This is a genomic window from Pannonibacter sp. CBAS1226, assembly GCF_055685825.1.
Genome location: NZ_JBVOUO010000001.1, coordinates 764,411 through 776,955, shown reverse-complemented (window position 1 = coordinate 776,955; position 12,545 = coordinate 764,411). Strand labels below are relative to the sequence as shown.

The 12,545-nt window shown below is 62.5% G+C and carries 11 protein-coding genes; 1 reads left to right on the top strand and 10 read right to left on the bottom strand.

Annotated elements, in window-relative coordinates; all coding sequences use genetic code 11:
- Positions 1-10: 10 nt before the first annotated feature.
- The 7 genes from AC0CMF_RS03490 to AC0CMF_RS03460 form a co-directional block, all read right to left on the bottom strand.
- Positions 11-1,996: a conjugal transfer protein TraG gene (locus tag AC0CMF_RS03490; RefSeq protein WP_030091829.1), complete on the bottom strand. Its 1,986-nt coding sequence runs from the start codon at positions 1,994-1,996 to the stop codon at positions 11-13.
- Between the two features lie 154 nt (positions 1,997-2,150).
- Positions 2,151-3,050 carry a LysR family transcriptional regulator gene (locus AC0CMF_RS03485; RefSeq protein WP_198585894.1) on the bottom strand — a complete coding sequence of 300 codons (900 nt, stop codon included), beginning with the start codon at positions 3,048-3,050 and terminating at the stop codon, positions 2,151-2,153.
- A gap of 185 nt (positions 3,051-3,235) precedes the next feature.
- On the bottom strand, positions 3,236-4,213 hold the full coding sequence (locus AC0CMF_RS03480; RefSeq protein WP_030091831.1) for a DMT family transporter: 978 nt from the start codon (positions 4,211-4,213) through the stop codon (positions 3,236-3,238).
- 2 nt (positions 4,214-4,215) lie between these two features.
- Positions 4,216-5,064: an alpha/beta fold hydrolase gene (locus AC0CMF_RS03475; RefSeq protein ID WP_081876278.1), complete on the bottom strand. Its 849-nt coding sequence runs from the start codon at positions 5,062-5,064 to the stop codon at positions 4,216-4,218.
- The gene (locus AC0CMF_RS03470) at positions 5,045-5,629 is read right to left on the bottom strand and encodes a CGNR zinc finger domain-containing protein (protein ID WP_081876279.1); all 585 of its coding nucleotides are present in this window, start codon (positions 5,627-5,629) and stop codon (positions 5,045-5,047) included. Before AC0CMF_RS03470 ends, AC0CMF_RS03475 begins: the two co-directional genes overlap by 20 nt.
- Before the next feature lie 214 nt (positions 5,630-5,843).
- The gene (locus AC0CMF_RS03465; RefSeq protein ID WP_030091833.1) at positions 5,844-6,605 is read right to left on the bottom strand and encodes a glucose 1-dehydrogenase; all 762 of its coding nucleotides are present in this window, start codon (positions 6,603-6,605) and stop codon (positions 5,844-5,846) included.
- Positions 6,606-6,673: 68 nt separating this feature from the next.
- Positions 6,674-7,855, bottom strand: coding sequence for an MFS transporter (locus tag AC0CMF_RS03460; RefSeq protein ID WP_030091834.1), 1,182 nt, complete (start codon positions 7,853-7,855; stop codon positions 6,674-6,676).
- Between the two features lie 91 nt (positions 7,856-7,946).
- On the opposite strand from AC0CMF_RS03460, the gene AC0CMF_RS03455 reads away from it, so the two are divergent.
- On the top strand, positions 7,947-8,921 hold the full coding sequence (locus AC0CMF_RS03455; RefSeq protein WP_409928129.1) for a LysR substrate-binding domain-containing protein: 975 nt from the start codon (positions 7,947-7,949) through the stop codon (positions 8,919-8,921).
- A gap of 6 nt (positions 8,922-8,927) precedes the next feature.
- On the opposite strand, the gene AC0CMF_RS03450 is transcribed toward AC0CMF_RS03455, so the two are convergent.
- The 3 genes from AC0CMF_RS03450 to AC0CMF_RS03440 form a co-directional block, all read right to left on the bottom strand.
- Complete coding sequence (locus AC0CMF_RS03450) at positions 8,928-10,160, bottom strand: DUF3363 domain-containing protein (protein ID WP_198585930.1); 1,233 nt, start codon at positions 10,158-10,160, stop codon at positions 8,928-8,930.
- Positions 10,161-11,304: 1,144 nt separating this feature from the next.
- The gene (locus AC0CMF_RS03445; RefSeq protein ID WP_030092765.1) at positions 11,305-12,207 is read right to left on the bottom strand and encodes a lytic transglycosylase domain-containing protein; all 903 of its coding nucleotides are present in this window, start codon (positions 12,205-12,207) and stop codon (positions 11,305-11,307) included.
- Between the two features lie 3 nt (positions 12,208-12,210).
- The gene (locus tag AC0CMF_RS03440) at positions 12,211-12,543 is read right to left on the bottom strand and encodes a DUF736 domain-containing protein (protein ID WP_030092764.1); all 333 of its coding nucleotides are present in this window, start codon (positions 12,541-12,543) and stop codon (positions 12,211-12,213) included.
- Positions 12,544-12,545 lie beyond the last annotated feature (2 nt).

Below are 12,545 nucleotides of genomic sequence, written 5' to 3'. Positions count from 1 at the left end.
GGGCGACCTCTCAAAGCTCTATACCGTCATCGGAGTTCATCGAGGCCTGCCGGGCGATCATTCGCATCCGCGAGCGCAGCGCGCGGGCCTTGGCCGCGTCCACGTCCGGCTCGTCGTCCAGAATGTCGAACTCCTGGGCGGGCGTTGGTGGCGGCGGGATGATCTCCTCATGCTCGGGCAATTCCGGCTCGCGACGGATGCCGGCATTGTCGGGATCGCCCTCGGCCCCGCTGGCAGCGCCGGTCGCTGGCTTGTTCGCCGAGACGATGACGCGGCTCGTCCAGTCGTCGGTTGCTGGCTTCGCCACTGGTGCGGATGGCAACTCGGGCGGCGGCAGGATGCGCTCCTGCAATCGCGCATCCTCGAAATACCGGGCCTTCTTCGCCCGGATAGGTGGGGTTCCCGCGACCATCACGATTTCGTCTGCGGGCGGAAACTGCATGATCTCGCCCGGCGTGAGCAGCGGCCGCGCCGTCTCCTGCCGCGACACCATCAGATGCCCGAGCCAGGGCGCGAGGCGATGGCCGGCATAGTTGGTGGAATCACGCATCTCTGTTGCTGTGCCAAGCGAGTCCGAAACGCGCTTGGCGGTGCGCTCGTCGTTGGTGGCAAAGGCAACGCGCACATGGCAGTTGTCGAGAATGCTGTTGTTTGGCCCATAGGCGCGCTCGATCTGGTTGAGCGATTGGGCGATCAGGAAGGACTTGAGGCCATAGCCCGCCATGAAGGCGAGCGCCGATTCAAAGAAGTCGAGACGGCCGAGCGCGGGAAACTCGTCCAACATCATGAGCAGGCGATGCCGCTTGCCGGATAGCATCAGTTCCTCGGTAAGCCTGCGGCCGATCTGGTTGAGGATGAGCCGGATCAGCGGTTTCGTCCGGTTGATGTCGGACGGTGGCACGACGAGGTAGAGCGTCACCGGCTCTCGCCTGCCGACCAGATCGGCGATGCGCCAGTCGCAACGGTCCGTGACGCGCGCCACGACCGGATCGCGATACAAGCCCAGGAACGACATGGCGGTGGACAGCACGCCCGACCGTTCGTTCTCGCTCTTGTTCAGCAGCTCGCGCGCCGATGAGGCGATGACGGGGTGAACGCCAGCTTCGCCCAGATGCGGCGTGTCCATCATCGCGCGCAAGGTCGCTTCGACCGAGCGGCGGGGATCGGACAGGAAATTGGCGACGCCCGACAGGGTTTTGTCCGGCTCGGCATAGAGGACGTGCAGAATCGCGCCGACAAGGAGGCTGTGGCTGGTCTTTTCCCAATGGTTGCGCTTGTCGAGGCTGCCTTCGGGATCGACCAGAATATCAGCAATATTCTGCACGTCGCGGACTTCCCATTCGCCCTGCCGCACCTCCAGCAACGGATTGTAGGCGGACGATCTGGCGTTGGTGGGATCGAACAGCAGGACGCGGCCGTGCTGTGCCCGGAAGCCGGCCGTCAGCGTCCAGTTCTCGCCCTTGATGTCATGGACGATGCAGCTTCCCGGCCAGGTCAGCAGCGTGGGCACCACAAGGCCGACACCTTTGCCCGACCGCGTGGGTGCGAAGCACAACACATGCTCCGGCCCGTCATGGCGCAGATAGTCCCTGTCGTAGCGGCCGAGCACGACGCCATCGGGGCCGAGCAATCCGGCCGTGCGGATTTCCTTGTCCTCCGCCCATCGCGCGGAGCCGTAAGTGGCGACGTTGCGGGCTTCGCGCGCCCGGATGATTGACAAGAGGATGGCGGCACCGATCGCGAGGATGCCGCCCGATGTGGCGATAGCCGCGCCCTCCACGAAGATCGTGGGCGCATAGGCGTCGAAGGAGAACCACCACCAGAAAAAGGCGGGCGGATAGTAGAACGGCCAACCGGCCAGATCGAACCAGGGATTGCCAAGCTGGGGCTGGAAGCCGAGCCGAAACGCCACCCATTGCGTTGCGGCCCAGGTCATCACCATGACAATGGTGAAGACGACGGCAATCTGCCCCCAGAGTATTCGGCCTCCGCGCATACAGACTCCAATCGGCAAAATTGATGGAGCCGATCAGAGAATGGGCAATCATGCGGTAATCAACAATAAAGGTGGAGCGATAGGGCGACCGGATACTATCGGCGGTAAATAGGATGGGTCACGGCGGGACCATAACGGCACTGCTCGCCGCAAACTAACGCGAATCAGGTTTCGGATGTGGACGGCCCATTTTCGTCGCTAAGGTGAGCAGGCTCAAAAGCGCCGGGTCGCGGTTTCTCGGCGACCAGACGGCCGAAAATGGGATGGTTTCAGGCTCGTCACTGATTGGCAGGAAAATAACATTCGCTGTGTTGCCGACTGTGCTGTCCTCGACAAAAAGCGAGATGCCATGTCCGGCCGCGATCATCGCCAGCAGCGCCTCGCGCCCGACCTTACGACGCAGAATTGTCGGCACAGGCCATTTTCCGGCCGAACGCAGCACGATCAGATCGTGCACCTGTGGGCCGGTACCATGGTGGCGGATAAGGAAGGTTTCGTCGGCAAGCTGCCGCCATTCGACGTTCGATAGCTCCGCCAGCGGATGCTTCAATGGCAGCGCAACCATCAGCCGGTCCCGCCAGATGACGCGGGAGTTTAGGTCGGAGATTTCGTGAGCGCCGGCCATGAAGGCGACATCGAGCCGACCTTCACGCACCATGAATTGCGCATCCCGCGCCGTGCCTTCGGTGATGTGTAGACGAATGCCCGGATGCTTATCGTGAAAGCGTTCCAGTAGAAGATCCAGGAAGCACCCTGCCGTGAGGGCATGAACGCCGATCCGAATATCACCTTGCTCGCTGCGCGCATGCATCCCGGCCGTCTTGATCGCCCGGTCGAGAATACCCATGGCGTCATTGACCTGATCGACGAAACGGCGTCCGGCTTCGGTCATCCGAACGCCGCGCGTGTTGCGGTCAAAGAGGACGATTCCAAGGTCAGTTTCCAGCGCCTTGATCCGGGCGCTCACGCTCGACTGGCTAGTGCCCAGCGCCAGAGCGGCACGGTGGAAACTGAGATATTCCGCGACAGCGAGAGTCTGGATCAGGGCAACCATCGGGACATGGCTTCGAAGGATTGAAAGGCGAGAAGCTATTTCCGGTTCTTTTCTCTGCCTCCTTCGCATGTTGTTTACCGCCGAGCTGAAACGTCACACTTCAGCGGCGGAAGCGGAGTTCTTGAACAAGGAAAGGCTGTTGCAGCTACGAGTCCAACGACATGCGGTCACTTTGGATTCGCGCATCACGGCTGCCCCTCAGCAGTTACTTCATCGCGGCGTTCGCGGCGGTTTCTCGCGGGAATTTCGCTGTTGACCAGCCATAATGCGATGCCGATCAGAATGCCTCCGCAGGCCTGGAGCCAGGAGAGCGTGGCGCCAAGTATGAAATACGACAGGATCACCGTGAACAACGGGGCCAGGAACAGAAAGCCGCTCGTCTTCGTTGCGCCCCCCTTGTTCAACGCCACGAACCACAAACCGAAGGAGCCTGTTGAGGCGGGGATTGCGAGCCAGAAGAACCATCCCCACTGCTCCCTCGTGACGGATGCCGGCCAGTGCTCGCCTGTACCGTATGCAAGCCCCAAGACAGCGAGGGAGCCGATCAGCATCTGCCAGAAGCTCAGCCCCCATGGACCAAACGGCAGATTGGCGCGTTTGTTGATGATCGTAGCTGTCGCCCAGCAGAGGGCGGATGCAATACCGATGATTTCACCGAGCAAAGTGTCGCCACCGGAAAGCATGTCTGGTCCAAGACCAATGGCGAGTCCGACGCCGATGACGCCGAGGACAAGCCCGGTCAATCTTCCACGATGAAGTGTTTCGCCAAGAAAGAAACGGCCCAGCACGGCAACCCAGATAGGATTGGTGAAAAGTAAAATGGCGGCGGTCGATGCGGACACGAACTGCATTGCCCAGAAGAGCAGGCCCATGACCGCTGCCGTCTGGACCAGCCCAATAAGGATCACCAGAGCAATATCACGCAGGCTAGCTCGGCGCGGAAAAAGTACCTGTCTGAGGTTACCCTTGTCGAGGAGGACCAAAGGGAGGGTGGCGAGTGCTGCAACAAGGAAGCGCCATCCCACCAGAATCATGGGGTCGAAACCCTGCTGGATCAGGATTTTCCCTGCGACGAAGCTGGACCCCATCAGAAAGGTGGATGCAATCAGTATTATAAAGAATGGCACTTGAGATACCGGCGCAGGTCGCGTCCGCGTGGGCATGATTACGCTCCCTGGCTGGACGTGGTAAATTTCGTGATGAGTTCTGCAAGGAATTCGGGCGCGTCTTCCGGTAGGAAGTGTCCAGCGTCGGCGACGATCTCAAGGCGAGCGTTGGGCATAGCTTCCACAAGTCGCTGACCATAGGTAACGGACTGAAAAACATCGCGCTCGCCCCATATAACCATGGTGGGAACTGGCAGAGTCTCGATCGCACCCATCCGGGATGTAAGGTCTTCTGTACGGAGCGCTCGCGCTGCGCGGAGATAGGCCCCGCGTCCTTCAACCCCTCTAAAAGGACGCTCATAGGCATCAATCAGCGCTGTCGTCACTCGGTCGGCACGAACCATCCCGCGCGTCAGTCCTTTCGCGAACCCTTTCTTCAGGTCGAAGTCTGGCGCAGTGAGGATATCATCCCAGGCCGGCTCTTTGAGACGCGCAATGCCGGGTTCCGGGAAGGAATCGTAGGCGATTGTGTCAATAAGAACGAGACCAGCGATGACGTTCGGATTTGCAAGGGCTATCAGCTGGGCGACCCCGCCGCCGATGTCATGGCCGACGATGTATCCGCCTCGCCAACCGACCTCTTCAAGGGCATCAACGATGTAGCGCGCTTGGGCGGCAATGCCGAGATCGGCGTCAACCGGCTTATCGGAGTCGCCGTAGCCGAGAAGGTCAAAGACAGTAACCTCGAAGCCGGCTTCCACGAGACGAGGCGCAACCTCGCGCCAGAGAAAACCATGTGTAGGTATTCCATGCAGAAGTACTATCGATGGTCCCTGACCTGCCCGAGCCATCGACAGTCGATAGGGACCGACGGCTACAAAATTGCTCTTAAGTGGCGGGATGTTCATGGCCGTCCTTTCTTCGCCTCTGCCGAAACGTTTCGCCTTTAGCGCGACTGCCGCACCGATCCATCGAGCACCAGCGCCGCCGGGAACTGCGGGATGAGTCGAGGAAGAGCATTCGGCAGTCAGGCTGCTCACACGCCTTGATGCGTGTTCGTAGCGGGCTGCCGAGAAGATCGATTGCATCCCTCGCAATTGTTGCGAGCGCTGTCTGAAATGGATCGTCGGCAAACAGCTTCACGGTTGCCGACCTCGCATCGAGCTTCGGCACCGCCAATGGCAGTGCCGCCATTTCATTCAATGTTGCGACCGCCTCTGCGGGCAAATCGCGCTCGGCGGCAGCCGCATCGGCAACCGCCCATATCGCTTCCCGGAGCGTCTCAAGGTCAGATGTCTGCTCAGGGGAAAGCGCCAGCAACTCTTGGCTCAGACCAGCGTCGCGCAGCCAGCGAGCCGGTGCGCCTGATGGCGCCAGCACGTCTTGCGGCTCGGAAGCCCTACGACGGACGGTTGCCGGAAGATCCAGAGCAAGACGGCCGGAATTGAATCGGAATTCATCTACGTTGATCATACAAACCGTATAAACCGGTTTGTTAGGTTTATCAAGTTTTCTTTATCCGAGCGTCACCTGCCGACTAATCCCTGCACGCGGACATCCTGACTACGACGTGCGGAGCCACTTCCACGCTACGCCGCCTATGGGAGCACTGTCGCCGCGAACTCGTTCACGTCGCCTGCGGCGCACGCGACAGGGCGCGCCAGCAGCTTGCGCACAGCTTCGTCGTTCACTTGCCGCCGGTGACGTCCAGGAATGTACCGGTGATGAAAGACGCTTCGTCACTCGCCAGCCACACAATCGCGCGGGCGACTTCTTCGGGCTGACCACCCCTTCCCATGGGAATCGTGTCCCTGACCCGATCCACCCGTCCGGGTTCTCCGCCGCTGGCGTGCATCTCGGTATAGATGTGGCCGGGGCGAATGCAGCAGACGCGTATTCCCTCCCGCGCAACTTCCTTGGAGAAGCCGGTTGTGAATGTCTCGAGAGCACCCTTCGAGGCGGCGTAGTCGACATATTCGTTCGGGCTACCGAGCCGGGCCGATGCCGACGAAATGTTGATCACGACACCACCCCGCCCGCTGTGGCGGGTGGACATCCGTCTGACCGCCTGCTGGGCGCAGAGCATCGGACCGATCGCGTTGACCGCGAATATCCGCTGCATACGCTCGAAGCCGAGATTTTCCAGCCGGGATTGCTGTGCAATGATCCCGGCGTTGTTCACCAGCACATCGATCCGGCCAAACTCCCGGTCGATCGTGGAGAAAAGCTGGGTGATTTGCTCGGGGTCGGCACTGTCTGCCCGCACGGCCAAAGCCCTGCGCCCGGCGGCTTCCACATCGGCTGTGACCGCATGAGCCGCAGCCTCATTGGAAACAAAAGTGATGACGACATTATAGCCTTTGGCCGCGGCCAGCCGCGCAGTCGCAGCACCCACGCCACGGCTTCCTCCGGTTATCAACATCAGGGGTGCCTGCAAAACGGTATTCATTTTCTGGCCTTTCTCAGGGCGTTGAATGAGGCCGGTCAGGAGCCGGTCGGTTATTTGGGGTCAGTCAATTATGCGACAGTTGTGGCGTCGGCTGCCGGGCTTCGCAGATGGGAGCCTAGCGCCAGGACAAGCGGAATGATCGAAACCGCGGTGGCGGCCGCCGCAAGAACCCCGACCGTTCGGCTGCTGTGATCCGCGATTGCCCCATAAAGGATCGGGGCGAGACCCCCGGAGCCGATAACGCTCGTATAGAAGATTGCGAAAGCTCGACCTGTATCGCCGTCCGACAGTTCAGGCACAGTGCCGTAGAGCACCGACGATGTGCCGTTGAGAACAACGCCGAGCAGCGGCAACAGGATGAGCGTCAAGGGCAGCGGCGTGAACAGCGTCGCGACGATCAGCGAGGCGGTCATGGCCTCGGCCACCATCACGGTCCTGACGACGCCCAGCCTTACTCCAAGGCCGCCGAAAACTGCTTTCCCGAACGCGCCACCGATAAACAGTAGCGCAAGTGCGACACCAACCGTCGGTAGGCCACCACCGCGTCCCTGAACAAGAAAGGGAAGAAACAGCAGATACCCCATGCGGGTGGCGGTATCGAAGCCGCCGATCACTGTGAGAATACGAAAACCGCTGCGTCGGCGGCTGATGGTCCGCTGTCTCTTGCTTTCGGTGGCAGCAGAAACGGGCGGCACCAGCCGAACCAGGGTGAACATCAAAGCGGCCCCGAGCGTCGCCATCAGTCCCAGCACTGGTCGCCAGGTAAGAACCGTCAGCAGCAATGCGACAAGCGCCGGCAAGATGGCCTTTCCGAGATCGCCCGCGAAATTATAGATACCGAGAGGGCGTCGCGCGGCATCCCCATAACTTTCGGTCACAAGCAGAGACGCACGCGGGTGCTGAATGCTCGACCCAATGCCGGCCACAACGAGGCCGACGCAGAGCCCCGCCAGCCCCAGTGGCAGAGCCATGATCACAAGGCCGGCTACCGCGATAGCTGTGGAGAGGATCAGCGCTGCGCGTGGCGACCAACCGCTAAGGAGCCGATTGGCAGGTAGCTGAAGCCCGCCCATGGTCGCGTAATAGAGGGCACGGATAACGGCAAGAGCCGCATAGGACAGCCCGAACTGCGCCTGCCATACCGGCATGAAGGCATAGAGGGAGTCTGTGTAACCATCATGCAAGGCATGTGTGAGGCTCGCTCCGACAAGGCTACGTTTTTGATTATTCCATCGATTGCTGCGGTTCATCTCTCACTGTTCTGCCCGGAATGCTGTTTACCTTGCCATGTCTGGCCAACTTGTCATTCGACGGTATACGTGTGAGATTTCATCGACTAGTATGGTTTTGCTCACGCATATCGTTCGCTTTTCTCACGGTTTCAACATGCGCCATCTTCCTCCCTTAAATGCCCTGCGCATATTCGAAGTCGCTGCCCGGACAGGCAGCTATGCAGAGGCGGGAGCTGAACTCGGCCTCACCCATGGCGCGGTGAGCCGTCAGATCGCCGTATTGGAAGGCTGGTTGGGGCAGAAGCTGTTCGTGCGGGATGGTCGCCGCATGGTCGCTACGCCAACAGCGAAAATCTTCGCCGCAGAGGTCGGGCTTTCATTCGACCGTCTGTCTGTCGCAGCAGAAGCCTGCGGCCGCCCGAACGCGCGCCGCATCCTGCGCGTGAGCGCCCCGACCAGCCTCGCGATGCGCTGGCTCATTCCCCGGCTCGGTCGCTATCATGCCGATCACCCGCATGTCGGAGTCGTCGTCACGACCGTGTCCTGCGTGCAGGAAGAGTTGCGCGGCGGCGTGGATCTCTCGATCCGGCGTGGCGTTGCGCGGGATGATATCTGGCCCCAACACCATGTCGTTCCGGTGCTGGACGACGTGGATACGTTGATCATGAGCCCCGCGTTATTCGCCGAGCGCCCAATCCTCAAGCCTGCGGAAATTGAGGGACATACGCTGCTTGCTAGTGAAACGCGTCCCGGCGATTGGGTGAACTGGCTTGAAGCGGCAGAACTCCAGCATCTCGCCGGACTGTCGCGTCAGACATTTGACCACTTCTTCGTTGCCCGCCAGGCGGTGGAAGATGGGCTTGGCATCGGGATCGGCCCGCTTCCCATGCTTGATATCGACATTGCCAGCGGAAGGCTGATGACGCCTCTGCCAGACATTCGGGTGCCGAGAACGGGCTATGTCGCGGTTATCCCCCGTCAAGCCGATCCTGGAGACTTGGTTCGAGGTTTCGTTGACTGGCTGATCCACGAAGCGCGTGGCATGAAAAAGGGTGCTGCGGAATTTGGCCAAGCAGCCGAATAGAAGGCACTACAATCCAAGCCCACGTTGCCGTCCAAGCTGCCATGAGACCGATCCGCCCTGCACGATGGCCATGACTTCGCGGCCGAGCTGACGGTCGATGACCGGCCGCCACGGGACAAGCGTGAACTCATGGCTCTTCTCGATGAGCGCGAACTTGCCGCTGGTTAGCTGCACGGTGCTAGTGAACTTGCCGCTGACGGTTTCGCCGCCTGTGGCAGCGCGGAACGGCAGCGCCTTGCTTTCGGCCATCTCTGCACCGACGCGGGCCACCTCCCGCTCGCGCAGGTTGGCGAGAAGGTTGCGTCGGTAGAAGACGCGGCCATTCTGCTGGCGGGTGGCGTCGCCATGTTCGATATGATGGTCGCGCCGCTGGTCCATGGCCTCGCGCACCTGCTGGCCGAATCCGGTCGAAGCGAGATCCGATGCGTCGTTCGCCAGCATGCGCCGGTCGAGCCAGGTGGCGCCGTCAGCGCCGATCTGTTTTTCCAGATCGAAGGCGGAGAGGACGCGCACGCTGGCCTGCCGATTGCGGCCGGCATCATAGGCGGACGCACGGTTCTCGAAGTCTTCAGGGATACGCCATTGGTCGGCGTCGATCCGCTCGACGATCCCGGCCCGGCGTAGCGCCTCCAGCCGGCGCACATGGGCATCGACATAGGCTTCATAGTCGCCGCCGGGAACGCGGCCCTCAAACTTCGCCTGCTCCAGATGGCGGCTCGGCCGATAGACGCCATCCTCGGCGATGGCCGTGATGGTGCGGTCGGACGGTCGGGCCATCGTTTCGGCCGGGCCGATCTCGATCACGCTGCCTATCCGCGCATCCTCGACGCGAGCCGGGTCAATGCCGGGGACATGGTGCGTGCGGCCGTCGATGCCGTCCACCACGATAGTCAGGTTCTCGCCCATCTCGTCGGTCAGATATTTGTCAACGACGCGGCCAACGATCGGAGTCTCGGGCGGCCCGTCATGGATATGGAAGGTCATGGGATCGCGCTCCAGGCCATCGGCCTTCAGCGCCTTGTGCATGTTGCGGATGATGTCGCCGCGCTCGCCCAACTCGCGCAGGGTCGGCTCCATGCGTTCGCTCATTTCCCAGACGCCGGGCGCGTGCTCGGTGGCCAGCCCCATCTTCTCCAGCTTGGCGAGACGACGCAGGCGCAGGGTCCGGTTGAACTGGCGGCGCGGATCGTCGGGTTCGTGGCGCAGGTCGAGGAACCGTTCGTCCGCTTCTTCGGTCATCGCCCGGTCGATGCGGGTGAAGCGGTCCTGATCGACTTCGGCCGAGAGCTTGCGGCTCTGCTCGATCTCGGTCACGGGGCCAAGCTCCAGCGTGGTCAGCTCGCTTGCACGCTCTCGAATGCCGTTGGCGAGATAGTCGCCATTGATGACAAGGTTCTCGCCCAGATCGTCCTTGCCCCGGACGATGACATGCACATGGGGATGGCCGGTGTTGTAGTGGTTGACAGCGACCCAATCGAGCTTGGTGCCAAGGTCGGCCTCGACTTGTTTCATGAGGTCGCGGGTGTGGGCGGTCAGATCGGTCAGGTCCGCGCCGTCCTCCGGCGAGACAATGAACCGAAACTGATGCCGATCCTCCTTGCCGCGATCGAGGAAGGCGTCGCCATCGGCCCGGTCCTCGTTGGCCGAATAGAGCTGACCGCGCTCGCCGTCGCGCGAGGTGCCGTCACGCTGGATGTAGCGCAGATGGGCGGCGGCCTTGCCGTTCTTGCCGGCCTGTTGGACGTAGCGGGTTTTGACGACGACGCGCCGGATGCCGGGCGCGCTATGACGCCAGCCGCCTGACAGGGTGCGGGCGCGGACAAAGGATGCGCCACGGCCTCGCCGGACGCCGGGACCGCCAGTCGCGCGGGGCGCCTTGCCGCCCCCGGCGGGCGACTTCCCCGCCGAGCGCGATCCGAGACGCGACGAATATTTGGGATGGGCGTTGCTATGCTGGCGGGCGAGCTTCTTCGCTTGGGTGAGAAAGCTCTTGGCCTTGCCCGCCTTCGGCGTGTCGGACCGGATGCGGCCGGGCTTCACCCGGAAGCGGTTCTCGTCGTCGGCGCTCATGGACGCGCCTCCGGCCTGAATCCACGAAAATCGGGTGATCGGCGGCCATGGTGCCGGTCGAAACCCAGCAAAGCCAAGGCTTTGCGCAAGATCACGGCACGCGCCGTCCAAAAACAGGGTGCCGCTCGCGGTTCCCCTAACCAGTGTGCAGACAACAAGAATTTCCAGAACATTGGCGACGTGGTGCCATGTTCCTTTATCTTGCCCTCCGCACTTCCTTCCCTTTCTGCCCTTCCTCCCCGGAATCCAGCCAGGCGAAACCCCGCATGACTGGACACCGGAACGGCTCGCACGAAGCGCGGGAACGCCATCCTCATGGCGCTCCCCCGTCATCGGCGCGAGCCACGAAAATGCTGCCGTCCTGCGGCTCCGTGTCGGCGGCATCCCGCACCGGAACGGTTGCGCGAGTGCCGCCGGATTGCACGTCCGACGACGGCGCGGCGGCAGTCCGCGTGTCGGCCGAGCGCGCAACGAACAGCGGAGCCGCGCGCCAGTCGGGCGGCGGCGCTGGTGCTGGCGCGGGCGTTTCGGATACGACCGCGCCGCCGAGAACCGGCGCGAGCGCGGCGACATAGGCGCGTGTCTCGGCGGGCAAGGCGCGGCTGGTCGCGCGATGGTCATCGTAGCGGCCGGGACCGGCATTGTAGGCCGCGAGCATCGCCGCGACATTGCCGTAGCGATCCCACATTTCGCGCAGATAAGCCGCGCCCGCCAGAATGTTGTCGCGCGGGTCGTAGGGATCGCGGCCGAGGCCATGACGGACGCGCAGGCCCGCCCAGGTGTCAGGCATCACCTGCATCAATCCCATCGCCCCGGTCGAGGAGATCGCGCGCACGTCGCCCGCGCTCTCGGCGCGCAGCACGGCGCGAATCCAGTGCTCGGGAATGCCGAAACGCTGCGAGGCTTCGGTGATGAAGCCGGCATAGGGATCGGCGGCGAGGACGCGGGCGACCGGCGCGGTCTGTGCGACCGCAACGGTCGGTCCCATGCCAAGCGCGAGCAGCGCGGCCAGCAGGAAAACGGCGCAGAGCGATCCTGCCCTGTCTCCGCCACGACGCCAGCCTGCCAGCGTGCTCGCTGCGGTCAAGGGTGCGCGCGAAGCGCCGGCCGTTGGCCGCCCCTGACCTTCGCTGCGCGCGCCGGCCGTCCTGCGGTCGAGCGGGACGAAGGAATGAGCCCGCTTTTCCGCGAACAAAGGAATGGCCGGAACGCGCACCGATCAGCTCCGATCCTCGCGGGGCTTCTGCCGCTTCCACGACAGCCGGTAGGTGCGACCCTCATCGCCGGCCTGGAACAGCGCCGGACGAAACAGCGCGCCGAAAAGCGGGCTGTCGATCTCCAGCGCGATGTAATCCCCGGCGCGTTCGCCGTTGCGTTTCCACGCGGCGCCGATCTCCGGGCCGTCCTCGTCGTCGAGGTGGATGCGCCAGGCCGGTGCATTGTCGGCGTCGCCCGGCTCGATGTCGACGAGCACGATGGGTTCATCGATGCCGAACAGCCGGACGCGGCCGGCATAGCCGTTGGCGGTGGATTCAAAGATATTGTCAGGCATGG

Bases quoted from the DNA above. Each gene is read 5' to 3' on its own strand.
- AC0CMF_RS03455 (WP_409928129.1), top strand. From the start codon at position 7,947: ATGGTTTTGCTCACGCATATCGTTCGCTTTTCTCACGGTTTCAACATG.
- AC0CMF_RS03480 (WP_030091831.1), bottom strand. From the start codon at position 4,213: ATGCCCACGCGGACGCGACCTGCGCCGGTATCTCAAGTGCCATTCTTT.
- AC0CMF_RS03460 (WP_030091834.1), bottom strand. From the start codon at position 7,855: ATGAACCGCAGCAATCGATGGAATAATCAAAAACGTAGCCTTGTCGGA.
- AC0CMF_RS03465 (WP_030091833.1), bottom strand. From the start codon at position 6,605: ATGAATACCGTTTTGCAGGCACCCCTGATGTTGATAACCGGAGGAAGC.
- AC0CMF_RS03490 (WP_030091829.1), bottom strand. From the start codon at position 1,996: ATGCGCGGAGGCCGAATACTCTGGGGGCAGATTGCCGTCGTCTTCACC.
- AC0CMF_RS03485 (WP_198585894.1), bottom strand. From the start codon at position 3,050: ATGGTTGCCCTGATCCAGACTCTCGCTGTCGCGGAATATCTCAGTTTC.
- AC0CMF_RS03450 (WP_198585930.1), bottom strand. From the start codon at position 10,160: ATGACCGAAGAAGCGGACGAACGGTTCCTCGACCTGCGCCACGAACCC.
- AC0CMF_RS03470 (WP_081876279.1), bottom strand. From the start codon at position 5,629: ATGATCAACGTAGATGAATTCCGATTCAATTCCGGCCGTCTTGCTCTG.
- AC0CMF_RS03475 (WP_081876278.1), bottom strand. From the start codon at position 5,064: ATGAACATCCCGCCACTTAAGAGCAATTTTGTAGCCGTCGGTCCCTAT.
- AC0CMF_RS03440 (WP_030092764.1), bottom strand. From the start codon at position 12,543: ATGCCTGACAATATCTTTGAATCCACCGCCAACGGCTATGCCGGCCGC.